Here is a 24,930-nt window from a genome sequence, read left to right on the forward strand (position 1 = left end):
AGTGCCTGCAACGTATTTATATTTTCTGTGCACGCGAACAACCTTATCACGGCAACATATAGATTTATATAAGAAAAACGCTAATCATGCATCTATTTATCGGAAAAAAACGCAAAAAAGTATCCTAAGCCAGGCTTATAGCGAGCAACCGCCAGCATTACGACAAATCATAAATATAGTACCACACCAAGCGAGTGAAGACGAGAAACGAAAAGATTGAAATGCGTTAAGGAAAAGGAAAATGGTAGCTCTACAGATTAAAGAGCGACGCTGCACCTGAATAGACAAACAACTCAGCTCGATTCAGCAATATACAGATGGTGGTGCATCGCGTAATCGACCACTTCTTGGCGCACCCCGGGGACACAGGCAACCCCGGAAGTCAATAGTCGACGAACCAGAGAGGAAGAGATCTGTCGCGGCTGCGAACGAAGAAAAAGGATATCCTTGAACCCGGAACGACTCCGCCACAGATCCGGGAGCTGCTCATAATCAAGAGTTACCGCTATTTCATCCAGCTTATCCAGAGCAGAAAAACCTTTCCGCCTGGCAACAATGAGCCTCACCCGTCGCAGCAGTTCTTCATACTCTTTCCAGGTCAGAAGATCTGCAAAGGCATCCACTCCAATGATAAAAAAATATTCCACTGGCGTGTCATCCTGTTTTTGTAGAATCCTTATGGTATCAATGGTATATGAGGGAGTCGGCAACTCGCCCTCGATAAAACAGGGGGTCAGCCCTCGCGTGCCGACAAGTGCCAGCAGCAGCATCTCCCGGCGATGGTGAAAACTGGTCACTTCTCTATTGCATTTATGAGGAGGACTTGCTGCCGGAATTAACAGTACATTATCAAGAGAGAGTTCGTTCTTGGCGGCAAGAGCCAGTTGCAGATGGCCATCGTGGACCGGGTCAAACGTGCCGCCAAGCAGACCGATCCGCATCATCAGTCGCGGACCTGCCCCTCACCAAAGACCACGAACTTCCTCGTGGTCAGCTCCTCAAGCCCCATTGGGCCGTAGGCATGGAGTTTGGTAGTACTGATCCCGATCTCTGTCCCCAGGCCGAGTTGGCCACCGTCATTGAACCGGGTTGACGCATTAACCATGACCGCAGAGGCATCAACCTGAGCAACAAATTTCCTGGCCTTCGTGTAGTTTTCAGTAAGTATCACTTCAGTATGTTGCGAACCATATCTGCGGATATAGGCCATCGCCTCCCCCATGCCATCAACAACCTTCAACACCAGTACAAGATCGAGAAATTCCCGCCCCCAGTCCTCATTGGTTGCAGCCTTGACCAGTGGGTTTAAAGCCACGCTCTTTTCGCAGCCTCGCACTTCAACTCCGGCCTCGGTCAGTGCCTTTACTAATTCAGGTACATATTTTTCTGCCACCGCTTGATGGACCAACACTCCTTCAAGGGCATTGCAAACCCCAGGTCTCTGGGTCTTGGCGTTGAGGATAATAGGCGTCGCTTTTGCGAGGTCCGCATCATTGTCCACGTAGATATGGCACACCCCTTTATAGTGTTTGAGCACCGGGATACGTGAAGATTCACTGACCGACCTGATCAGCCCCTCACCGCCACGGGGAATCACAAGGTCGATATATTCATCCTGTTGTAGGAGAATATGTACAGCCTTACGGTCAGTAACTGGAACAACCTGAACCGCCTTCTCATGTATACCTACATCGGCAAGAGCATCCTGCAACAGTCCAGCTAAGGCGATATTTGAATGAATGGCCTCGGATCCTCCCCGGAGAATCACAGCATTACCGGTCTTTAAGCAAAGAGCTGCAGCATCGATCGTCACATTGGGCCGTGATTCATAGATCATGGCGATAACCCCAAGCGGAACCCGCATGCGTCCAACCTGTAAGCCATTGGGTCGCAACGAGAGATTTTCTACAGCACCAACTGGATCGGCAAGCCCACACACTTCGTGCAAGCCACTGATCATGGAGTCAATCACCTTGTCAGAGAGTTCCAGCCGATCGAGCATCGCCAACGAAAGGCCTTTTGCTCTGCCAGCCTCAAGATCTTTCTTGTTTTCAGCCTGAATCGTTACCCGGCGACGGTCAAGAAGCTCGGCTACTCTCAGAAGAGCACGGTCTTTCTCAGCCCGTGACAGTGTCAGCAAACCAGCGGCTGCGTCGCAAGCATCTTGAGCCATAGCGATTACAATTTTTTCGAGATTTGCAGCTTCTGTCATTGTCTCACTCCTCTTTCCCAGATCTAAATTCCCAATACTTATTTCAGCACAAGATTGTCGCGGTGCATCACTTCGTCATCATCCTTGAAGCCGATGATAGCCGCAATCTCTCCAGTCTTGCGGCCCTTGATTTTGCCGACATCACTTGAACTGTAATTTATGAGTCCAACCGCAATAACACAGCCTGTCTGATCACTGCATTCTACGGCATCTCCTGCTCCGAAAGTGCCATGCACCTCGAGAATACCGGACGGCAACAGGCTCTTTCCTTTTTGGGTAAGTGCCACACAGGCCCCGCCATCGAGCACCAGCCGCCCTTTAGGTTTAAGGACATAGCTGATCCAGTGTTTACGACTGGGCATTCTCGTTGTTTTTGGCAAAAAGAAGGTACCGACCATCTCACCGGAGAAGAGCTGCTGGAGAATATTATTCATTCGGCCAGGACCAATAAAGGAACAGCCTCCACCTTCCGCCACCATCTTGGCGGCCCTGATCTTACTCTGCATGCCACCGGTACCGAGGGCGCTTTTGACATTTCCTGCCATGGCCTCTATCTCCGGTGTCACTTCGGTGACGGTGTAGATTGGTCTGGCATCAGGATCAGTGTGGGGGTTGCCATTATACAGACCGACCACATCGGTGAGACAAATAAACATATCGGCCTCAATGAGATTGGCAACTAGAGCCCCAAGGGTATCGTTATCCCCGAAACGCAACTCCTCTATCGAAACCGTGTCATTTTCATTAATAATGGGCACAACCCCGAATTCGAACAGGGTGTTGAGGGTGTTTCGGACATTGAGGTATCTGTCACGCCGGGACAGGTCTGAGTGAGTGAGCAGTACTTGGGCAATTTTGGTGTTGTGACGACCAAAGGTCTCATCATAAATGTGCATGAGAACCGATTGGCCAATGGCAGCCAGGGCCTGCTTATCGCGCATTCCGACTTCGCCTTTTGGGACATAGCCGATTTTTTTCCTGCCTGCAGCAACCGCACCCGAACTGACAAGGATAACCTCTCGCCCGGTGTTGTGCAAAAATACGATATCTCTGGCGAGGTTTTCTATCACCTCAAGGTTCATGCCCTGCTCGGTGGTAAGAATAGCGCTGCCGACCTTGATGACGACTCGCCTTGCCTTGTCAAAAAGGGTCTGACGATAGTAGAGCCCCTCTTCCTGGTCAATCTGTCTGGTCATAATAACCTATCGATACTCATGCCTCTATAGTGCTACGACGCCCCCACCGATCTCCGCCTTCAACGGACGGCACTACTCCTCTTGCTCGCCCTTTTCAGCCTCATCTTCAGAAACCTCAGATGGGGCATTAAGTTTTTTCGTTTTCGCGTCTTCCAGGACCTCCATGACAACTTCCTTCAACGCTTCTATCCCTTGGCCGGTCTCGGCTGAAATACCTATTGTTTTCAAACCATCTGCAGCAAATTCGTGCTGTATTTCTTTCACCATATCGGGATCGACCAAGTCAATTTTGTTCAACACGATAAAACGGGTCCTGTCAGCAAGCTCCTCTTTATAGGAATGCAGTTCATTTTCGATAATCGAATAGTTCTCTCGGTAATTATCGTCTGAAATATCAAGCAAATGGAGAATAATCGAGGTCCGTTCTATATGGCGCAGGAACTTATGTCCCAAGCCTAACCCTTCATGAGCACCTTCAATGAGACCGGGTATATCAGCTATAATGCAAGGGTCAAAGAAACTATGTTGCAATACTCCGAGCTGTGGCTCGAGTGTGGTGAAGGGGTAATCTGCAATTTTTGGGTTGGCGGCGGAAAGTTTTGACAGCAATGTCGACTTGCCGGCATTGGGGAGCCCCACCAATCCCACGTCGGCGAGCAGCTTGAGTTCTATTCTCAGCCACCGTTCTTCTCCGGGAAATCCTTTTGATGCATAGCGTGGTGTTCGATTGGCCCCACTGGCAAAATGACTGTTGCCCAGACCACCATCACCACCCTGTGCCGCGAGATAGGTGTCGCCATCATTGGCAAGATCAATCAAAACTTCACCACTTTCGCTGTCTTTTATCAATGAACCGACAGGAACTTCGACTATGCAGTCTTTGCCCTTGGCTCCATAACAGTCTTTACCGGCGCCATGAGTGCCACGTTCAGCTTTAAAATGCGATCGATAGCGGAAATCCATCAACGAGTTCAGCTTGTTGGTTGCCCGGATGATAACGCTGCCCCCACGACCGCCGTCACCGCCATCAGGTCCCCCCTTGGGAACATACTTCTCCCGCCTGAAACTGACGCAACCGTTACCACCGTCACCGGCTTTTACAAAAAATTTTGCTTCATCAACAAAAGACATACCAACACCCGCTACACGATCCTGCGCTTTCCATCCGGTCACTTGCACCACCACGGTGGTTACCGAAAAAGAGATGTTCAGAACAGCGTCAAATGGGAAATAAACTGAAAGAAGAGCTACTCCATACAGGGTATGAAGTGCGATAACTCAGTCAAGGGTAAAAAAAAACTCGACCTTCATTGAAAATGGAGGCCGAGTATCACTTGGCTACAGTTTACGTTACTCAAGAACGTTACTGCAGGTACGCAGGTCGAAAGGTGGATCAAACAGCAGGATAAACGCTGACGCGTTTCTTATTCTTGCCGAAGTCCTCATATGTTACAACACCATCAACCTTTGCAAAAAGTGTATAATCACGACCACAGCCAACGTTGGTACCTGGGTGAATTTTCGTGCCGAGCTGACGCACAAGGATGTTTCCTGCCTTCACCACCTGTCCGCCGAAACGCTTCACGCCCCGTCGTTGACCTTCACTGTCGCGTCCGTTTCGCGAACTACCACCAGCTTTCTTATGTGCCATTGTATTACTCCTTCTTCCAGCCGCCCCTATGAGGTATAACCGGCCGCATTATCATATCAGTTCAGAACATGGATTTTAAACAATCCGATTCGTCGCTTACGCCTCGATTGCTTCAATCTGCAGACCGGTAAAGGACTGTCTGTGACCGCGTCGAAGACGATAACCTTTACGACGTTTTTTCTTGAAGACAATAACTTTCTTCGCCCTTCCCTGCTCGGCGATCTTCGCAACAACCTTGGCGTTTTCCAGCACAGGCTGCCCGACTTTTACTTCCTCGCCTTCCACTACCATCAGCACATCGTTCAGATCGACAGTGTCACCAACATTTCCGGCAATCTTTTCAACACGCAGAATGTCGCCGCAAGCGACCTGGTATTGTTTTCCGCCGGTGCGAACTATTGCATACATTATATAAACCTCTTTACATGGAAACTTCGTTATGTTCTTTCAAACGCTGCTTGATAAAACCAGAAACGCCAAATAAAAAACCTTTTGACGTAATATGTCAATCAAAATCTGCCAGGCTCTACAGTATTGTACACACTTTAATAGTAAAGTCGATCAGCAAAATTCACCGACCAGCAACTCTATAACCTTCAGCTTAAAAGGCAATAACTTACACGACGTTATTATACCTGTCTCTTGACGGGAGAGTCATGGAATTTTGACAAGTTTGTTCTTAAAGAAAGAATGTGTGGGCTGGATAAAATAATGCGGAGAGGAAAAACAGCCTTCACCGGCCTGCGTATTATAGCAAACCGGTGAAGATCAGAATGGTCACACCGAGTATTCGAGACGGCTCCGTTCCTTACCCTGGCGGATGGAACAGGCTTTTGCGAAGGCAGCTTTTTTCCCATGCTTCTTAATGGAAACAGAGGTCTTACCCTGCTTGCCTTGATGAGTAACCCAGCTCACCTCATAACGGTTGAGTTTCTCATTCAGTCGCACACCTACTACGCCGGTGCTGGAATTGCTGACCGTAACCATATGTTTGTTGGTCCGGATTTTTCCAAGTTTCTTCTCGACTTTGTCGCGCCATGAAATGGCTGACAACAGACTTGAATAGCGCCCACCACATTTTTTGTCAGAGAAAAATTTTGAATGCGTTTTCCCAAGAAAACGGACACGAACATACCATCCGTGTGTACGCTTTGACTCCTGATCAATACGTGCAATGTCTTTATGTTTCTCCAACAACAGCTTCTGTTTCTTGTCTTCGTCCATTTGAATCCTCATATCTTCATTAGTACCATCATGAAGTTTCCCGGCAAACGCGGCAGCAACGTAAGGTGGTGGGGTACGCCTCGTCTCTGCGCTCGGAAACATTGCTGACCATCCCGGCCCCGGCAGCTCTCCCTAAAAGCCACCCACCAGACTAATTAGTTGGTCAGGGCGGGAATGTCAACATTTTTGTATTTTGGACTTTTCGGACACTATTGTAATATGTGCATCCTGAAGCCCTCGACTTCCTAGCTGATAGAATAACCCATTACCAGGACAAATGCCACAATGTATCATCACAAATCGCATTTCTTTCGTCTCATTGAAACTGTCAAAACCCTGCGAGGGGAAGGCGGATGCCCATGGGACAAACGCCAGACTACCGTCTCTCTTGTTAAATATCTGCAATCTGAATTCGACGAATTACTGGCCGCCATTAACAACGACGACAACGCTAATCTCTGTGAAGAACTGGGCGATCTCCTTTTCATTATTATATTGATTTCTGAAATAAATAGTGAAGAAAATACATTCTCCATCGAGAATGTCCTTGAGGGTATCACCGAGAAGCTCATTCGTCGTCACCCCCATGTTTTTGGAGATAAACAGGATTTGGACGAGGAAGCGTTGCGCCGACAATGGCAAGAAATCAAGGCAATGGAAAAAGCAAAAAAATTGATTTGACACTATCATGCCAGAATTGTATGATTCGTGGTTTTGACGGTTTAAGGAGATCTTTTTTTCTCTTTCAACCTTTTTTATAGAACGTAGACACTTAAGATCGTCTACACCTCTTCGCTCTCTGCACTGAGGTACAGCAAGCGAGGGCCGCAACAGGGCAAAATTGCCCATATCCATGAGTCCACGAGGAGGAACACATGCGAAGGTATGAACTGATCTATATTCTTCGTCCCGGCCTGGGAGAAGATCAGATCAACAACATCACAGAGTACGCCACCCAGATTATTCTCGATGAGAAAGGCACCATCATCGACCTCAACAAATGGGGAATGAAAAAGCTGGCATACGCTATCAAGAAAGAAACCCAGGGATACTATGTCTACTGCGAATTCGCAGGTACTCCCGCAGCTGTGGCTGAGATCGAGCGTAAGTTCCGGATCGACGACGGCGTCCTGAAATATCTCACCATTAAAACCGCTGATGCAATGACCGAAGAGGACATTCAGAAAGCTATTGGCGAGACCGAAGCCAAAAAAGCTGCCGCCCTTGAGGCTGCCGCGGCCGAAAACGAGGATGACGACGATCAGGATGATGACGACATTGAAGATGTCGACACTGATGATTCTGACGACGAATAAAGATTTCAACCCTACGATTCATATTCAGGAGATCTAAACATGGCTGCCAGACCCCAGAAAAAACTCTTTTCGCGCAAAAAAGTTTGCCGTTTCTGCGCTGACAACGAGATGTCAATCAACTATAAAGATGTTAAAACTCTGAGAAATTATGTGTCCGAGCGCGGCAAGATTATTCCTCGTCGCATCCTCGGCACCTGTGCAACCCATCAGCGCCAGCTGTGCGAGGCAATCAAGCAGGCTCGCCACATTGCGTTGCTGCCTTATTCAGGCTCTTCTCAGGGGTAATCGGTTATAATAGGATTCAGTACGGTGGATCAGCGTACCCCTCAGCCGGCTATACAGCATATACTCGGTAACATTTTTCTTGTTTTTGCCGCTATTACGCTCCCCGGCTCAGCCTGGTCCATGTTTGGCTGGCTGCATGCGTTCCTGCCGCTTATTGTTTTCACCTTTCTCTGTCGATACGGTGTAACAGTAGGTAGCAGATTTATCCTTGCAGGATCAGGAATAGCAGCAATTACAGGAATAATCGTACCGTCGCTTAGCTTGCCGGTCTTTTCCTTTTCCATGATTCCGGCCGGGTATATGCTGGCACGATCTGGTTTAGGAGGGGACGGTCCGGCTTTATCGGGCCTTAAAAGCTCAGCAGTTTTAGTGGTATGTTGGGCGCTGCTCATTGCAGCACTGGGAGTCACCACAGGGGTTTCCCCATACAACTCCCTCATTGACACACTGAACGCCGGCATCGGTGAGACGCTTAGCCATTACCGGCAAAGCGGTTCGCTCGATCCCGACGCCATGATGGTGCTGGAATCGACCCTCTATCAGATGAAGGTCGTTCTACCCATCATTATGCCGGCCATTTTTATCTGCTGCGCCCTTTTTACCATCTGGGTAACCATGGTGCTCGGCAACCGGCTGGCGGTAAGACTCTGCAACCGTAGTGTATGGCCGAGATATCGTTTCTGGCAATTGCCGGAAAAACTGATCTGGCTGGCCATCGTTTGCGCGATACCCGCAGTGTTGCCTGGGCTGCCGCGCAATGCAGCAGTGAACCTACTGATAATACTCAGCCTGGTCTACTGTTTTCAGGGTTTTGCCCTTTGTGTGTTCTTTATGCATAAATGGAGGGTGCCGTTACTGTTTCGATCATTTATATATGTGATGATCGTCTTTCAGTCATTTGGTACTCTGGCACTGCTTATGGCAGGAGTAGCCGACGTTTGGTTCGATTTCCGTAAATTGAATCCAGAAATACCGAAATCCGATGAGGATTCCGTAGATGACTAAAATTTCTTCATTATCACAGATTGAAGGGATTTTACATACACAACACGAAGGAGTTAAAAATGAAACTCATTTTGAAGGAAACCATCAGCACCCTCGGTCAGGAAGGGACAGTTGTCACGGTCAAGCCGGGCTACGGCCGCAACTACCTCCTTCCTCAAGGCAAAGCAGTTGTTGCCACCCAGGAAAATCTCGCCGTTCTCGAGGAGAACAAGGCAGTTATTGAAGCTCGTCTTGCAGAAGAGCGCAAACAGGCGGAAGCATTGTCTAAGAAGATTGCCGGCATTGAGATCGTTATCGAACAGCTCGCAGGCGACGACGAACGTCTCTTCGGTTCAGTTACCAACGCCGACATCTGTGCAAAGCTGGCCGAGAAAAACATCGTCATCGACAAAAAACAGATCCAGCTCAGTGAGCCGATCAAGGTTCTTGGCGAAAATGTGATTCCGGTCAAAGTCGGTTTCCAGATGTTTGCCGATGTCACCGTCAAGGTCGTACGCGCCGCTACCGAAGCCTGATTCTTTCAAGAATAGCAAGCCTACCGGTCACTCTGACCGGCAGAGCACGGCAGCGCTGACATACACCCGATTACTTTTCGGTCGTATGTAAAGCCGCAACGAAACACACCATCTGGGCAAGCCCTGCATGGTGTGTTTTTCGTTTAGGGCTCAGCATTACCAAGCATTTTCTCCATGGCCGGACACTATGAATGAATTCGCCCCATCGCCGTCCCGCAGCAGCCAGATGCCTGCCGCCAAGATTCCGCCGCAAAACCTCGAGGCTGAACAGTCGGTTCTTGGATCGATACTGCTGAAAGACAAGTCGTTCGGCACCGTTCTTGAGATCCTGAAGCCGGATGATTTTTACCGGGATGCCCACAGAATCATCTATGAGGCCATGATCGATCTATTCGATGCCAACGAGCCTCAGGATCTGCTGACCATCACCAACCTGCTCAACAACCAGAACCAGCTCGAAAAGGTAGGGGGTGCCGGATATCTTGCGTCTCTGACCTCGATCGTCCCGGTTACCGCAAACATCGCTGCCTATGCCAAGATCGTTCGCCAGAAGGCTATCCTCAGAAAACTGATCGAGGTCAACACAGATATCGCCTCAAGATGCTATGAAGAACAAGGCGAAATAGACTTGCTTGTGGATCAGGCCGAACAGGCGATTTTCGAAATTGCCGGATCGAAAAGCGGTCAAAAATTCACGCCGATAAAACAGATTGTCCCTGCGGCCTTCCAGATGGTCGAACAGCTTTATAGCCGCAAGGAAATGATAACCGGTGTCCCCACCGGTTATCATGAGATCGATAAGATGACAGCCGGTCTGCAAGGTTCCGATCTTATCATTCTTGCCGCCCGCCCCTCCATGGGTAAAACCTCCTTTGCGATGAACATCGCCCAGCATGCCGCCCTGGTGGAAAAAATCGGCGTTGCGGTGTTTTCCCTGGAGATGTCCAAGGAGCAGCTGGTCATGCGTCTTCTCAGTTCGGTTGGCCGCATAGATTCCCAGCGCATCCGTACCGGTAAACTCTTAGATGAAGATTGGCCCAAACTCACCCGGGCCGTTGGCATGCTCTCAGAAGCACCAATCTATATTGATGACCAGCCAGCGGTCTCGGTGCTCGAGATGCGTGCCAAGGTGCGCAGACTCGCGGCCCAATATGATATTGGCCTCATCGTGGTCGACTATCTCCAGCTCATGCGCGGCAGAGACGGCACCGAAAATAGAACCCAGGAGATCAGTGAAATCTCCAGATCATTGAAGGCCCTTGCCAAAGAACACCATGTACCGGTCATTGCCCTCTCTCAGTTGAACCGGGGACTTGAAGGCCGTACCGACAAGCGACCGATGATGTCGGATCTGCGAGAATCAGGTGCCATCGAACAGGATGCCGACGTCATCACCTTCATTTATCGTGACGAGGTATATAACAAGGCTGAGGACAACCCGAATCGTGGTATAGCTGAAATTATTATCGGCAAGCAAAGGAATGGCCCCACCGGCACTGTCAAATTGACATTCATCAAGGAATTCACTATGTTTGAAAACTTGAGTCTCTACGATGATTCCGAGCACTTCGGGTAAACGTTTTCCGGCTCAACTACCAGAAATTACGACCGATACACATATAGATCAATTGTCCAAGCAAGGAACAGTTATGACCACCAGCCCCACAAACCCCACAAGCAACAGGTACGATTTCAAAACCATTGAGGATAAATGGCAAAAAAACTGGATCGATACTGAGCGCTACAAAGCTACCGAAGACCCGGATAAGGAAAAATATTATGTGCTGGAGATGTTCCCCTACCCATCCGGCCGAATTCATATGGGCCACGTGCGTAACTATTCCATAGGTGACGTTGTCGCCCGCTACAAAAGGATGCGGGGCTACAACGTGCTGCATCCCATGGGCTGGGATGCGTTCGGACTTCCGGCCGAAAACGCCGCCCAGAAGAATAACAGCCACCCCGCCGCCTGGACCTACTCAAACATTGACTACATGCGCAATCAGCTGAAACAGCTGGGCCTCTCCTATGACTGGGGCCGCGAAATTGCTACCTGTAATTCCAAGTATTTCAAATGGGAGCAGCTGATATTTCAGGAGATGTACAAAAAAGGGATCGTCTACCAGAAAACCACTACGGTCAACTGGTGCAATTCCTGTCAGACGGTACTGGCCAACGAGCAGGTAATCGAGGGACTCTGCTGGCGTTGTGATCAGGCAATCAAACCGCGCAAGATGAACGGCTGGTTTTTCAAGATTACTGATTATGCAGAAGAACTCCTGGCCGACCTCGACAAACTCACCGGCTGGCCTGAAAAAGTTGTCACTATGCAGCGTAACTGGATCGGCAAGTCCACCGGTCTCAATTGCGATTTTGCAGTCGACGGCCTTGACGCAACCATTTCTATTTTCACCACACGTCCGGACACCATTTTTGGTGTCACTTTCATGTCGATCGCCGCAGAGCATCCACTGGTTGATACGCTTATCGCTGGCAATGACAATGAGCAAGAGATCCGCGACTTCATCGACCAAATCCTCACCGAGAAACAGCAGCAGGGTCCAGACGATGAACTCGTCAAGAAAGGCATCTTCACCGGCAAATATTGCATAAACCCCTATAATGGTGACAAAGTACCTGTCTATATCGCCAACTTTGTCCTGATGGATTATGGCACCGGCGCAGTTATGGCCGTTCCGGCCCATGACGAACGTGATTTCGAATTTGCCAAAGTCTACGGTCTTCCCATTACACCAGTGGTTATTCCCGAAGGTGTCGAGCTGGTCTCAGATACCATGGAAAACGCCTCCACCGTGCCAGGCACCCTGGTGAATTCCGGCAGCTTCAACGGCATGGAATCGGAAGTCGCCAAGACGGCCATCATCGCCCATGCGGAAGCTAACAATTTCGGGAAAGCCCACGTCACCTACCGACTGCGCGACTGGGGCATTTCCAGACAACGCTACTGGGGTGCACCAATCCCAATGATTCATTGTGACAGTTGTGGTGTTCAGCCGGTACCGGTTGAACAGTTGCCGGTGGTGTTGCCTGACGATGCTGACGCCACGGGTGCCACCTGCAAACCATTGCATCAACGAGAGAGCTTTATTGCCACCACCTGTCCGGCCTGTGGAAAAGCTGCTCGACGCGAAACCGACACAATGGACACATTTGTTGAATCATCCTGGTACTATGTCCGTTATGCGTGCCCCCGTTTTACTGATGCTCCGATTGACAAGGAAAAAACCTCTTACTGGCTGCCGGTAGACCAGTATATCGGCGGCGTTGAGCACGCTATCCTTCACCTGCTCTATTCACGTTTCTTCGTAAAGGTATTACGCGATCTTGGCTATCTGGACATTGACGAACCGTTTACCAACCTGCTCACCCAGGGCATGGTCATCAAGGACGGCGCCAAGATGTCCAAATCAAAAGGCAACGTGGTCGATCCCCACGATCTGGTGAGCGAGTATGGAGCCGACACGGTACGCCTCTTCAGCCTTTTCGCCGCGCCACCCGAAAAAGATCTGGAATGGAACGCTCAAGGCGTTGAAGGCTGTTCACGTTTCCTCAACAGGGTCTACCGTTTTATCTCCGCCCGACCAGAACTGCTCGACGCAGGTCCGGTCCCAGCCGAATTGAGTGAAAATGGCCGTTCGCTGCATCGTAAAATGCACCAGACCATCAAACGGGTCACGGAAAATATTGAGAACAACTTCCATTTCAACACCGCAATCAGCGCGGGTATGGAATTGTTCAATACCATGACCAGCCTCACCGACAGCGAAAAAGGCGAACAATGCGAACCTGCAGTTGTCCGCGAGGCGCTTCAGTCACTACTTATTCTGCTGTCGCCGATGGTTCCTCACTTTTCCGCCGAGATGTGGGAACAGTTGGGCAACCGGAATAGCATTGAAGATCAGGCTTGGCCGAAATTTGACGCGGCAGCGGCAGAGGAAGAGATGCTGACCATCGTTATTCAGGTCCAGGGCAAGGTACGTTCACGCCTCCAGGTTCCTGCGGATATTGAAGATGAAGAACTGAAGGCCATGGCCCTTGCCGATCCGAACGTCCTACGTTTCCTGGAAGGAAAAACGGTTAAGAAAACCATTGTCGTCAAGAAAAAGCTTGTCAACATTGTCGCTTAGCAAAAAAGCCATCCAGTGTCGCTGTCTCTTCCAAGAGGCAGCGACAAATGACATTATCCCCCTAGAGGAGAATCTGCTTTGAAACTATACAGCCGCCGCTATTTTCCACTCCTGGCCTTTTTGCTGCTGCTCGTTGCCTCATGCGGATATCATAATCCGAATATCTATACAGGACCGGATCGAGTCATCTACCTTGCGAACTGGAAAAACCGTACCAGTCAACTCGGCCTGGACGCTACATTCTATCAGTCTCTGGTAAAGTGGTACCAAAAATCAGGATCGATCTCGCTTACCAAGAAAAAGGAGGATGCTCACCTTATCCTGGCCGGTGAAATCGTCTCCATTAGTCTGCCGAGCCGTTCTTACGGAGCCGATCAGTCCGCGACCGAAGTGCGGGTCAGTCTTCGGGTTCGTTATGTGCTAAAAGACCTCACCACCGATAAGATTCTGGTCGAGGAACCTGGAGAGACTTGGACCGAGACCTACTATACCGGTGGCTCGACCTCCGAAACACAGGCCAACCAGCGCAAAGCAATTGCCATCATCGTTGATGATATTTCCGAGCGGATCTATCAGAAAAGCTTGATGAAGCTCAATCAGCAATAACCACTTTCCCCACCGGTTTTCTCTTCTACAAAACCGGTGGGGCAGCGTTATTTCTTTTCCTTTCGTTTTTCTGTTTATTTGTTTTCATGCTGACCATCGCCCACCTTACCTTTTCCTCACCTTTTGTATTGGCACCGCTTGCTGGCTACTCCGATTTGCCTTTTCGAATCCTCTGCCGGGAATTTGGGGCAGGCTATTGTGTTTCCGAGATGATCAGCTGTCACGGTCTCTCCTTCAAACAGCCACGAACCATTGAGATGCTGCAGTCTGTTGCAGTTGAAAAACCTGTCGCATTTCAGCTCTTTGGCGCTGAACCGGAGATAATGGGTGAGGCCGCTGCGATTATGTCACAATACGGCCCCGATCTTATCGACATCAATATGGGGTGTCCGGTTAAAAAGGTTACCAAACGTGGAGCTGGTGCGGCCCTGATGACCGATATCCCGCTGGCAGAAAAAATCATCAATGCGGTCCGCAACAACACCTCAATACCGGTCACCGTGAAATTCAGGTCCGGCCCATCAAGCCGTGAAATAAATGCAGTAGAGTTTGCATTGATGGCGGAAGGTGCAGGAGCAGCTGCGCTCACCGTCCATGGGCGAACCTGGGCGCAGGCATTCACCGGAGTTGCCGATCGGCAGATCATTGCCAAAGTCAAAGCTGCTGTTGACATTCCAGTTATCGGCAATGGCGATATCCAGAGCTACGAGGACGGCTTGTCCATGATTGAAGATACCGGCTGTGATGGTGTGATGGTCGGACGAGGCGCCTTGGGCAACCCCTGGGTCTTTTCCCCTGAGGGACGGCCCAGCAGCCAGCACCAGTTAATGGCAGGAGCTTTACGCCACCTGGAGTTGATGGAAGAGTTCCTGCCTGTTGAAAAAATGATTGGTTCGGTTAAGAACCAGGTAGGACGTTATTTTAAAGGCATGCGCGGCAGCTCACGAATGCGGGCCGCCGTCTATGACTGCGCGAGCTTTAAGGATTTGAAGAATATGCTCACTACCGCCATGGATACGACGGTTGAAGAAGAGTGAAGTTACCCCGGTCTTTGAAATACCGAGACAACTTCACTCTTGTACCTGCCTATCTCACCCTCTCGCTTGCACAAACTCAACCAAGGTGCGTACCATAATCCCAGACGGACCTTTTGGAATATACGTCTTTTCAGTAAAATCCCATGCTGTTCCGGCGATATCAAGATGAGCCCAGGCGGTTTCACCGACAAATTTCTCGATATAGGCTGCAGCGGTGATGGTGCCACCGGGTCGGCCTCCTGTATTTTTAATATCCGCCACCTGCGATTCGATCTGTTTTGAGTACTCCTTGGTAAGCGGCAACCGCCACAACGGCTCCCCACAATTCCTGCCTGCTGTTATCAGCTGCTCGACCAGTTGATCGTTATTGCCGAGGATTCCTGTATGATGATGGCCAAGACCAATGATCACAGCCCCAGTCAATGTCGCCACATCAACCACACAATCAGGTTTGAACTCTTTGATGCCGTAGGCGATGGCGTCTGCAAGAATCAGTCTCCCCTCAGCATCGGTACTGACAATTTCAGAGGTTATGCCATTGTAGTGGCGAATGACATCGCCGGGCTTTAAGGCAGAACTCCCGGTCATATTATCGGTAGCCGGGATGAGGGCAACCACCCGCACGGAAGGTCGGTCTTCGGCAATTGCCTGCATCGCTGCCAGCACCGCTGCCCCGCCGCACATGTCATATTTCATATCCTTCATGCCCTCGGCGGGCTTGAGGCTGATTCCACCTGAATCAAAGGTAAGTCCTTTGCCGACAAGCATCACTGTCTGTTCATGCTTTTCCGGAGTGTATTCGAGAATCACCAGCTTTGGCGGTTCCGCCGACCCCTGATTGACAGCCAGCATTCCGCCCATTCCAAGCCGCTTCATTCTCGCTTTATCGAGTATTCGACATTTCAGTTTATACTGTTTTGCTAACTGCTCAGCATGCGCAGCAAAATGCGCGGCGGTCCAGCCATTGCCCGGTTCATTCGCCATATCCCTGGCACTATGCACGGCAAAAGCCACATCCGCGCCGCGTTTTGCCCCTTTCCGTACCTTTCCCCTCTTCTCTGCCACACTGTACGAGAGCTTCTTAAGTCCGCCATAGACCGGCTTGTCACTGTCTGGTTTCTTATATTTGGTGAAACGATAGTCACCCAGCAATAGTCCTTCGGTAAAGCATTCCACCATTCTCGCCCTGTCAAGACAAAAGTCAAGGCCATCGACGCAAACCAGAGCGTCGCTTACCTTGAGCTTCTCGCACACTTTACTCACCGCCCCGCCAGCACTGCGCATAATCTCGCGCAAATGGTATTCCTCCAGATTTTCTTTCTTCACGCCAAACCCAACAACCAGGATCCTCTTGGCGCTAAATTTCTCGCCGCCTTTCACCGTTTCAGGGTAGAGCACCACTGTGTCATTTTCTTTGGCTGAGAAGTCTTTACAAACAGTCAGCGGTTGCAGCAGATCGGCAACACGCGAGTCGCATTGGACGGTGCCATCCTCATTGCCTGCCGCCCAAAAAATCAGTAGATCTCCATCGTATCCGTATATATCCTTTTCAAAAACCGTTACTTTGGTTGCGTGCATGATCTTCCTTTGGTGTCTATTTGTTGAGTTTCATCCGTCTTTCTGGTATTTGACAAGATGAAACATTTCTCTCATTACTGTGAACTCGCTCAGTGCCTCGGGATGCTTGGCTGCAAACATGAACATTCCGATGGTGATGCTGCTGTACTTCGTACCATTTTTTATGACGAAATCAACAGACATGTACCAGCTTGGCGTATTTCAATGTATCTTCTAGAGTAATGCCTACAGAAAAGCTTACAACCATCATTTGTATATTTTTTTCCATAACGTAACCCGACTATCCATCCAGGAGTCATTGCAGTGCTCAACACATTCATTACCGCTGTCACCATGGCAATTTGCGTTTCAGCCGTCTGCTCACTTTGTGAGGCTGTACTCTATTCACTCACCGCAAGCCAGGTGGAAATGCTCAAGCGATCCGGTTTTCGCTCTGCCCAGCATCTTCAGAATCTCCGTTCCGATATCGAAGAGCCCATCACCGCCATTCTCACTCTCAACACCATAGCCAACACTATCGGAGCCTCAGTTGCTGGTGCCGCTGCCGCGAAATTATTCGGGGACCATAATGTCATCTGGTTTTCAGCTCTTTTTACACTGACTATTCTTATCTTCTCTGAAATTCTTCCTAAGACCTTAGGCGTCAACTTCGCCTACCGGCTGGCACCTTTCATCGCCTATCCTTTAAAATGGATGGTGACAATTTTAAAACCCATCGTCTGGGTCTGCAGAACCATTATCAAACTCTTGCCAAGCCGCACAGGCGACGACAACATCTCTTCCGAGGAACTGCAAACTATCGCCGCACTTTCAAGGGAATCCGGTCAGATCGAAGAGGAAGAGGAACGAGTCATCGCCAATATCCTGCAACTAAAAGATAAGATGGTACGCCACGCCATGACCCCGAGAACGGTCACTTTTTCCTTAGAGGATAAACAGAGCGTCGCCGATTCAATGAAGAAAATAGACAGGTTGAGCGCCCACAGTCGCATCCCGACATTTGATAGCGAGCCGGACAATGTGACCGGTATCGTCCTGCGCAAGGATATCCTGCAGGCTGCCGCAGAAGGCAACCTCGATACCCCGGTGTCTACTTTTGTCAAGCCAGCCCACTTCGTGCCGGAGACCGCACCGCTCAACCGGGTGCTGCTGGACTTTTTCGATCGCCAGCAACATCTTTTTGTGGTGGTCGATGAATATGGTTCGATGACAGGTATCATCTCTATGGAGGATGTCATCGAAGAGATTGTCGGCAGGGAAATTATCGATGAGTCTGACAAAAACCAGGACATGCGGGAGTTCGCGCGCTCCCGTAATCTCGCTTCACTACGGCATCTGAAAAACATCAAAAACCAGTAAGTTTTTCCCGGCAACGCCCGTTGCTGTCAGAATCCAACATTTGATAACAAAGAGCCTGCCGGTCAGAACCACCAAAAAAAATCACTGGTTATCATCCTTCTTCTTGCTCTCCTGGTGTTCGCCTTTGTCTTTTTTTGTTTTCTCAAAGGCCTTTATATCGAGCATATACTGTTTCAAGGCTGCCTCCACTTTACCATTAACGGTATCTGCAGGATAGGCGCCATCCTCGCCTCTTACTCCAGCCGGAACGCCCGTCAGCAACTCCACCGCCTCATCCACACTTGTTACCGACCAGATCGAGAACTGTTTTTTGCGCATTGCTTCTACCACTTCATCTTTCAGCATCAGATGCCGAACATTTGCTTCAGGGATAATCACCCCTTGAAGGCCATTAAGTCCGCGGCTGTTGCAAAGGTCGAAAAAGCCTTCAATCTTTTCGTTGACCCCGCCGATGGCCTGGGCCTCACCCCTCTGGCTGATGGCCCCGGTGATAGCCAGATGCTGTTTAATTGGCAACCCGGATAGCGAAGAGAGCAGCACACACAGCTCGGCCACCGAAGCACTATCGCCATCCACACCGCCATAAGACTGCTCAAATACCAGACTGGCACGCAGACCGATAGGCATATTTCGCAGATAACGTGCCCGGAGAAATGATTCAAGAATCAGCACACCTTTTGAGTGAATAGGCCCGCCCAAATCAACTTTCTTTTCGATATCGATCAGTTCGCCCTCCTTACCTGGACGGGTGAGAGCGGTAATGCGGGTTGGTAGCCCGAAGTAGGTTGACCCAAGTCCCAGAACTGAAAGCCCGTTGACCTGGCCCACCTCACTGCCTTCGGTGGCGATTTTTCGAATTCCCTGCAGTATAACCTCAAACATGCGGTCGCGAATTCGGCTTTCCCGCCTTTTGGCCGCATCAAGGGCCTGCTGGACACACGCCGCAGTTACCAACGTATCCCCCGCTTTTCGGGCAATATGGTCCGCCTCCTTGACGATGGTGGCTACCTGTTCGAGATAGAGTGAAATTTTCTCGCCATCGCCGGCCATTCTGGCGCTATGTTCCACTAGCCTCGCCACCCCGCCTTTATCCATCGGCAACAGATTTTCTGATTTGATCATGCCGGTAATAAGCGAGACATACACCTTCAAATTTTCGGGAGTGCGATCCATGGAATGCTCAAAATCGACCTGGACCTTGAAAAGTGAATCGAACTCCGGATCGTAATACTTCAGCAGATAATAGAGATAGGCATCCCCAATCAGCACGACCTTGGCTCTAAGCGGTATTGGTTCTGGCTCGAGTGTCACTGTATTCATCAACCCTAACAGTCGTTCCAGTGGTTCGATCCTGATCTGCTGGGCACGCAGAGTGCGCTTCAAACCTTCATAGCTATATGGCTGCGTCAACAGTCTCCTGGCATCGATAATAATATAGCCGCCATTGGCCATATGGAGAGAACCCGGTTTAATCAGGGTAAAATGGGTGGTGAGCATCCCCATTCTCGCGAGATTCTCGATGCGACCATGAAGGTTCTGAAAATTTGGAAGATCTTCATACACAACCGGTGCACTGTCGCTGCCGTTACTGACGAGAATATTAACCTCATATCTTTCAAATGACGGGGTGTGAGCCGTCATCATGCTAAGAAAATTTTCTTTCCCATTTTCTGGCGCCCTCTGCAAGAAGTCATCCGCATGCTCAACAATATCATTTTCGACATCCTCAAGATACGCCATCAGCTCAGGCCGGCTATCATATTTCTTCTTCAATGCTGTTATGAGACTAGCAACCGCCTGGCGCGCCAGATCATCTTTTAAACGCCGCTTCATCGCTTCAACATCACGCCTGGCAACTGCAATCTTCTGCATCCCCTCCTGTAGCTCATTTTGATATTTTTCAATAAGTTCATCGATCCGCTGTCGCGTTACCTGTGGCAGCTTCAAGAAACCCTCGGTATCGAGGATGTTACCTGCACCATCCATGGGGGCAACCATAATACCCTGATCACTTTTCACCACAGCAATGGATTCACGCTTGGCGCGCTCTTCAATCTCGCGGTAAATTTTGTCCACCCTGCGTTTGAAGTCCTCGTTGATCGCTCGAAGCCTGGCCTTAAAATCCTCACCCTCAAAGACGGTGCTGAGTGTCACCCTCAGAAGTTCCACCAGATCCTTCATCTCCTTTCGAAAAACAAAGGCCTTACCCTGGGGAAACTCAAACGCCGACGGTTTATGAGGCTGTTTGAAATTATTGACATAGCACCAGTCACTAGGTGGTTTTGACTCCAGAGCTTTCTGGTCGATAAAGGAACGAATGACCGTATGCCGGCCTGTTCCCTGGGGCCCAATAACAAAAAGATTGAACCCTTTATGTTCAATCCCGATTCCAAACTCCACAGCCTCTAATGCCCGATCCTGCCCGGCAATCTGGACAATATCGTGGATATCATCAGTGGTTGTGAATTCAAAGAGCTCGGCGGGACATTTCACACACGCCTTGTCCGGATCTATTGACAGGATAGCCATGTTTCACCTCGAAAGTACTCCTGGTCTTTCCTAAAACGGCTATGGTCGAGAATGTCTGGTGTTGAACCTGCGATGCCGAACCAGGTTCAAACTGAATATGACGTGTAGCCGCACCCAATCACCTGCCGGAGGCAACTCAACATCTGCTCCTGTAATATGATAGCACGCCAATCAGTTGATAAACAAAAGGGAAGTTAAAAAATGTGGAGAAAAGGCTCATACATTTCTGGTGACGGACGCTCTGGGGTGTGCCCAGCCACCAGAATAACAGACTCTCAGCGGTAAGTGATGTCCGGCATATTGCGAGGCGGGATACGATGATAGTGAAACTTCGGGATCCCCACCATAACTGCCCCATAGAGACAAAATTCTTCAGAAAGACCAAGGGATTGAACAAGAGGCGGCCACTGACTTACCGCACGCATCACATAACCGGCCCAGCAACTGCCGCCACCAAGAGACGGTAGAATCAATTCAAGATAAGAAAGGGCTGTGTGGCAATCGGCGGCACCAACACCCACCTCTTTGTCGATATAGGCAAAGACCAGATGCGGAGCCTGGCGACAGATGCGATCAGCTCCCTGTTCAACATCGTTGAGGATCTTCTGCATATTTAACTGGGCCGCCATATCAGGATCGTGAGCAAGCATATACCGCATCCAGTCAACCACGTGAGTGACAACATTTTCAACATCGCTTCGTTCATAAAGCACCAACCACTTCACGAGCTGTCGATTGGAACCGGTCGGGGCAGACGAAGCTATTTTCAGGGCTTTTTCCAGAGTATCTTTATCTAACGGCTGTTGCCTATAGGTCCTGATCGATCGACGGGAACGCAGAAACATTTCGGCCTGTTGTGCATCAGAGAACCATCCATTCTCGATCAGCAGACATTCATCAGGAGAGAGAATTTCCAGAGCCACCGCACCAACCGGACAAACTGCCACGCAATGTCCACACCGAATACATACCTCCTCCCCGCCCTTCACCATAACAGGTCCATCGGCATTCATTGTAAGAATGCGCGCAGGACATTCCAGAACACAGATCTCATCTTTATTGCAGATAGTCGTATCAACTTGAAAGAACATATTGTGTCTCCGCACAAACATATATTTGCATAACCCTGGAAGCCTATGCTACCAGTCGATTGCAGTTCTATTACGAAATAATTTTCCAGAAATAGAGAGATCGGCCTCTGTTGCCAGCCAAACGATAGTGTCAGCCCCCTCCTCCGGTGATTTGGGTGCATCGCTACCACCCATGTCAGTCCGCACCCAACCGGGATCTGCCGCATTAACGGCTATGCCAGTGTTCTGCAGGTCAGAATCCATACTTTTTGTCAGCATGTTGAGGCCGTTTTTGGAAAGAGAATAGGCCGGAGCTGAGCCATCCTGCTGCGCGATACAACCAGCTCCGCTTGACACATTGATGATCCTTGCGTTACCTCGGGAAAGCATCAGGGGGATCATCACGTTGCACATCCGCCAGGGGCCCAGCAAATTAACATCAAGGGTATACTCCACCTCGGAAATTGCAACTTTGCTCACCCGCTGCCAGGTGTCATAATTAACTCCTGCGTTATTGATCAGAATATCAAGATAACCATATTTCCGGCGAATATATTCGGCTAATTCACTCACGCTGGCATTGTCGGTCAGCTCAAGAGGATGGAAGTCGGCAAGACGGGCCAATGGTCCGAGTTCGGACAACGCCAGTTGGCCGTCGTGCGGATTTCGGCAGGTAAATATTGTTGTAATCGAGCGACTGCAAAGCAACCGAACCGTGGCGAGGCCAATACCTCTGCTGCCACCGGTGACAAGTGCAACTTTTGGCTGGTTCATACACATTTCTCTTTTCCGATAAGTATCAATCTATTGATCTGCAAAGTACGCGAGCTGCTAACTCTACCACAATACTCTCAACTTATACCGGAAAAGAGCTAAGTTACTCCAGGATATTGACGATTGTCATCACCGTATATAGAAGTTCAAATTCATATGATCTTTGATATATCGTTTTACATATCTCATATTTCCATAAGCTTATAAAAGAGCACACCCACGCTGACAATCACCGGATACGCAATCACCATATGCCCAATGGCAAAACAGCAGGCAGCTGATCTGCCAGACGTTTCTCCCAACTCAAGCCTGATCTGTTTCTCGAGTGCTTTCATGCCGGGAACCGGCATCATAAGCCCATGAGCAAACGACTGAATCTTCAGTTGTGCATTGACACTCAACATTACAATCCTCCTGATGCATTGATTCTTTCTGGTTTTATTTCGATCAATACCGGTCCTTCCCGGTTGCGCCATAAGAACTTATCCATGTCAGGATACTGTCAGAAATGCGTTACCCTTTCATTTCGAGCCCAGTAAAGAATCTTGCCAACTCTCCTATCGTTTTATTTTTAAAGGACATATCTTTCAATCCCCTACGATTGTTATCTTTTACTGTAGCATCCTCAACCGCCACATTGGCCTTGCATTTTTTGAGTACAGCTACTATTACATCACTCCAGTCATAAGACGTGCAGCTTCAGGCATATCCGAATACCAACAGGTTCAATATCTGTTTAATTGTATCGCCAACCGATATGGCGTGCCGAGACAAACAACATTTTCATGACACAGACAATTTCCCGCACCAGAATTTCCCCCCAGGGTTACCTTGATCTTTTAAGCCAGATGGAGGCCCGACGCCTTCTTGAAACCAGTAAGGGAGAGGTGCAGTCACTCTTTCGCAGCTGCTCTCTCGCCGTCCTTAATTGTGGTAAGAGTCTCGATAACTCCAAGAAACTGCTTGAACGATTTCAAGACTTTGATATCAGGGTCTGTCGGGAAAACGGCGGTATTCAACTTGAACTGACCAATGCCCCCGCAAGCGCCTTTGTCGACGGCAAGATCATCCGTGGTATCAGCGAGCATCTCTTTTCTGTTCTGCGCGACATTGTTTACGTGGAAGATGAGATTAAAAACAACCCGGGGTTTGATCTTTCCACCTCCCGCGGCATCACCAATGCCATTTTCTATATTCTACGTAATGCCGGAGTGATACGGGTCGACAGCGATACAGGTCTGGTTGTCTGCTGGGGCGGCCATTCCATCTGCCGTGAGGAGTACGAGTATACCAAGGAGGTTGGCCACCAGCTGGGGCTCCGTTGCCTGAACATCTGCACAGGTTGCGGTCCAGGCGCCATGAAAGGGCCGATGAAAGGGGCCGCCATTGGCCATTCCAAACAACGGTTCTACAACGGACAGTATCTCGGCATTACCGAACCTGGTATCATTGCTGCCGAATCTCCTAACCCCATCGTCAACGATCTGGTGATTATGCCAGACATCGAGAAACGATTAGAGGCCTTTGTACGTGCCGGGCACGGCGTCATCGTCTTTCCAGGCGGCGTCGGAACTGCTGAAGAGATTCTCTTCCTGTTGGCCATCCTGCTCGATCCCGCCAACAAGGATATACCATTCCCCTTCATCTTAAGTGGTCCATCCTCAGCAAAAGACTATTTCCGCCAGATCGACACCTTCATCAGTCAGACACTGGGAGATGAGGCAAGGAGCAAATACCAGATTATCGTCAACGATCCTGAAGCGGTGGCCAGGGAGATGGAGAGAGGTATCGCACAGATTCGTGAGTTTAGAAAAGAACGTGGCGACACGTTTTTCTATAATTGGTTGCTGAAAATCAGGCATGATTTCCAGAAACCTTTTGACCCGACTCACGAGAATATGCTGGCACTCAATCTCACCGGAAACCAATCGACATTTGAGCTGGCTGGCAATCTGCGCAAAGCATTTTCCGGGATCGTCGCCGGTAACGTGAAAAAAGCTGGCATCCAGGCCATCGAGGAACGGGGCCTGTTCCAGCTGCGAGGTGAGACCGATATCATGGGCCCTCTGGACACCCTGCTTAAGGCATTTGTCAAGCAGCAGCGTATGAAAATCCCGACCGACCAGCAATACAGCCCCTGCTACCAGCTTCTCCAGGAGGAGTTCGAGCCAGCACTGAAGAATTAACACGGTACTCACACGTCCATTAATGCATCCCCTTTACTTGTAAATTCCTTTGCAAGTGAAGGGGATGATTTCCTACAATCGTAATTCTCAAAGCTTTGGCAAGAATCTCAACTATGCCTTTTCCTCGAGTCCTTTTCTGCCAAACCCCTCGACGACATTCAGGAATTCATTGTATATCCCAGAATTCCATGTAACAATATCGTAAACAGTTGTTTTGTATCCCCGCTTAACCTTGTTGA

General features: G+C 49.6%; 23 protein-coding genes. 11 read left to right on the top strand and 12 right to left on the bottom strand.

The features are described 5' to 3' along the window. Positions 1-293 precede the first annotated feature (293 nt). The 7 genes from nadD to BUF15_RS08375 all read right to left on the bottom strand — a co-directional run bounded on the left by nadD (position 294) and on the right by BUF15_RS08375 (position 6,283). On the bottom strand, positions 294-944 hold the full coding sequence (gene nadD / locus BUF15_RS08345; protein ID WP_073613007.1) for a nicotinate (nicotinamide) nucleotide adenylyltransferase: 651 nt from the start codon (positions 942-944) through the stop codon (positions 294-296). Next, positions 944-2,212 carry a glutamate-5-semialdehyde dehydrogenase gene (locus tag BUF15_RS08350; RefSeq protein WP_073613008.1) on the bottom strand — a complete coding sequence of 423 codons (1,269 nt, stop codon included), beginning with the start codon at positions 2,210-2,212 and terminating at the stop codon, positions 944-946. The genes nadD and BUF15_RS08350 overlap by 1 nt, the downstream gene beginning before the upstream one ends. Before the next feature lie 38 nt (positions 2,213-2,250). Further along, positions 2,251-3,408 (bottom strand): glutamate 5-kinase, encoded by a 1,158-nt coding sequence (gene proB / locus BUF15_RS08355; protein WP_073613009.1) that lies wholly within the window; start codon positions 3,406-3,408, stop codon positions 2,251-2,253. A gap of 72 nt (positions 3,409-3,480) precedes the next feature. After that, entirely contained in the window at positions 3,481-4,539 is a 1,059-nt protein-coding gene (gene obgE / locus BUF15_RS08360; protein WP_073613010.1) for a GTPase ObgE, read from the bottom strand. 262 nt (positions 4,540-4,801) lie between these two features. After that, positions 4,802-5,059, bottom strand: coding sequence for a 50S ribosomal protein L27 (gene rpmA / locus BUF15_RS08365; RefSeq protein WP_073613011.1), 258 nt, complete (start codon positions 5,057-5,059; stop codon positions 4,802-4,804). Between the two features lie 96 nt (positions 5,060-5,155). After that, the gene (rplU, locus tag BUF15_RS08370; RefSeq protein ID WP_073613012.1) at positions 5,156-5,467 is read right to left on the bottom strand and encodes a 50S ribosomal protein L21; all 312 of its coding nucleotides are present in this window, start codon (positions 5,465-5,467) and stop codon (positions 5,156-5,158) included. Positions 5,468-5,836: 369 nt separating this feature from the next. Beyond that, on the bottom strand, positions 5,837-6,283 hold the full coding sequence (locus BUF15_RS08375) for an AP2 domain-containing protein (RefSeq protein ID WP_073613070.1): 447 nt from the start codon (positions 6,281-6,283) through the stop codon (positions 5,837-5,839). A gap of 285 nt (positions 6,284-6,568) precedes the next feature. Here BUF15_RS08375 and BUF15_RS08380 point away from each other — a divergent pair, with 285 nt between their 5' ends. The 9 genes from BUF15_RS08380 (at position 6,569) to dusB (ending at position 15,195) form a co-directional block, all read left to right on the top strand. Next, positions 6,569-6,964 (top strand): MazG nucleotide pyrophosphohydrolase domain-containing protein, encoded by a 396-nt coding sequence (locus BUF15_RS08380; RefSeq protein WP_073613013.1) that lies wholly within the window; start codon positions 6,569-6,571, stop codon positions 6,962-6,964. 194 nt (positions 6,965-7,158) lie between these two features. Continuing rightward, positions 7,159-7,599: a 30S ribosomal protein S6 gene (gene rpsF, locus BUF15_RS08385; protein WP_073613014.1), complete on the top strand. Its 441-nt coding sequence runs from the start codon at positions 7,159-7,161 to the stop codon at positions 7,597-7,599. Positions 7,600-7,638: 39 nt separating this feature from the next. Then, positions 7,639-7,884 carry a 30S ribosomal protein S18 gene (rpsR, locus tag BUF15_RS08390; protein WP_073613015.1) on the top strand — a complete coding sequence of 82 codons (246 nt, stop codon included), beginning with the start codon at positions 7,639-7,641 and terminating at the stop codon, positions 7,882-7,884. 24 nt (positions 7,885-7,908) lie between these two features. Continuing rightward, the gene (locus tag BUF15_RS08395) at positions 7,909-8,889 is read left to right on the top strand and encodes a DUF2232 domain-containing protein (protein WP_073613016.1); all 981 of its coding nucleotides are present in this window, start codon (positions 7,909-7,911) and stop codon (positions 8,887-8,889) included. 59 nt (positions 8,890-8,948) lie between these two features. Further along, positions 8,949-9,404 (top strand): 50S ribosomal protein L9, encoded by a 456-nt coding sequence (gene rplI / locus BUF15_RS08400; protein ID WP_073613017.1) that lies wholly within the window; start codon positions 8,949-8,951, stop codon positions 9,402-9,404. A 187-nt stretch (positions 9,405-9,591) separates the two neighbouring features. Continuing rightward, positions 9,592-10,980 (top strand): replicative DNA helicase, encoded by a 1,389-nt coding sequence (gene dnaB, locus BUF15_RS08405; protein WP_073613018.1) that lies wholly within the window; start codon positions 9,592-9,594, stop codon positions 10,978-10,980. Positions 10,981-11,053: 73 nt separating this feature from the next. Continuing rightward, complete coding sequence (gene leuS / locus BUF15_RS08410) at positions 11,054-13,552, top strand: leucine--tRNA ligase (protein ID WP_073613019.1); 2,499 nt, start codon at positions 11,054-11,056, stop codon at positions 13,550-13,552. A gap of 78 nt (positions 13,553-13,630) precedes the next feature. Further along, entirely contained in the window at positions 13,631-14,158 is a 528-nt protein-coding gene (lptE, locus tag BUF15_RS08415; protein WP_073613020.1) for an LPS assembly lipoprotein LptE, read from the top strand. Between the two features lie 86 nt (positions 14,159-14,244). After that, positions 14,245-15,195: a tRNA dihydrouridine synthase DusB gene (dusB, locus tag BUF15_RS08420; protein ID WP_073613021.1), complete on the top strand. Its 951-nt coding sequence runs from the start codon at positions 14,245-14,247 to the stop codon at positions 15,193-15,195. Between the two features lie 54 nt (positions 15,196-15,249). On the opposite strand, the gene BUF15_RS08425 is transcribed toward dusB, so the two are convergent. Next, the gene (locus BUF15_RS08425; protein ID WP_073613022.1) at positions 15,250-16,773 is read right to left on the bottom strand and encodes a leucyl aminopeptidase; all 1,524 of its coding nucleotides are present in this window, start codon (positions 16,771-16,773) and stop codon (positions 15,250-15,252) included. A gap of 303 nt (positions 16,774-17,076) precedes the next feature. On the opposite strand from BUF15_RS08425, the gene BUF15_RS08430 reads away from it, so the two are divergent. Further along, on the top strand, positions 17,077-18,132 hold the full coding sequence (locus BUF15_RS08430; RefSeq protein WP_143170664.1) for a hemolysin family protein: 1,056 nt from the start codon (positions 17,077-17,079) through the stop codon (positions 18,130-18,132). A gap of 81 nt (positions 18,133-18,213) precedes the next feature. On the opposite strand, the gene BUF15_RS08435 is transcribed toward BUF15_RS08430, so the two are convergent. The 4 genes from BUF15_RS08435 to BUF15_RS08450 form a co-directional block, all read right to left on the bottom strand. Further along, positions 18,214-20,661 carry an ATP-binding protein gene (locus BUF15_RS08435; protein ID WP_073613023.1) on the bottom strand — a complete coding sequence of 816 codons (2,448 nt, stop codon included), beginning with the start codon at positions 20,659-20,661 and terminating at the stop codon, positions 18,214-18,216. A gap of 275 nt (positions 20,662-20,936) precedes the next feature. Next, on the bottom strand, positions 20,937-21,752 hold the full coding sequence (locus BUF15_RS08440; protein ID WP_073613024.1) for a nitroreductase family protein: 816 nt from the start codon (positions 21,750-21,752) through the stop codon (positions 20,937-20,939). Between the two features lie 48 nt (positions 21,753-21,800). Continuing rightward, entirely contained in the window at positions 21,801-22,505 is a 705-nt protein-coding gene (locus BUF15_RS08445) for an SDR family NAD(P)-dependent oxidoreductase (protein ID WP_073613025.1), read from the bottom strand. Positions 22,506-22,690: 185 nt separating this feature from the next. Continuing rightward, entirely contained in the window at positions 22,691-22,909 is a 219-nt protein-coding gene (locus tag BUF15_RS08450; RefSeq protein WP_073613026.1) for a hypothetical protein, read from the bottom strand. A gap of 381 nt (positions 22,910-23,290) precedes the next feature. Between BUF15_RS08450 and ppnN the strand changes: the two genes are divergently transcribed. Further along, positions 23,291-24,691: a nucleotide 5'-monophosphate nucleosidase PpnN gene (gene ppnN / locus BUF15_RS08455; protein WP_073613027.1), complete on the top strand. Its 1,401-nt coding sequence runs from the start codon at positions 23,291-23,293 to the stop codon at positions 24,689-24,691. Positions 24,692-24,930: the final 239 nt, after the last annotated feature.

Source organism: Desulfopila aestuarii DSM 18488 (assembly GCF_900143695.1).
Taxonomy (GTDB): Bacteria; Desulfobacterota; Desulfobulbia; order Desulfobulbales; family Desulfocapsaceae; genus Desulfopila; species Desulfopila aestuarii.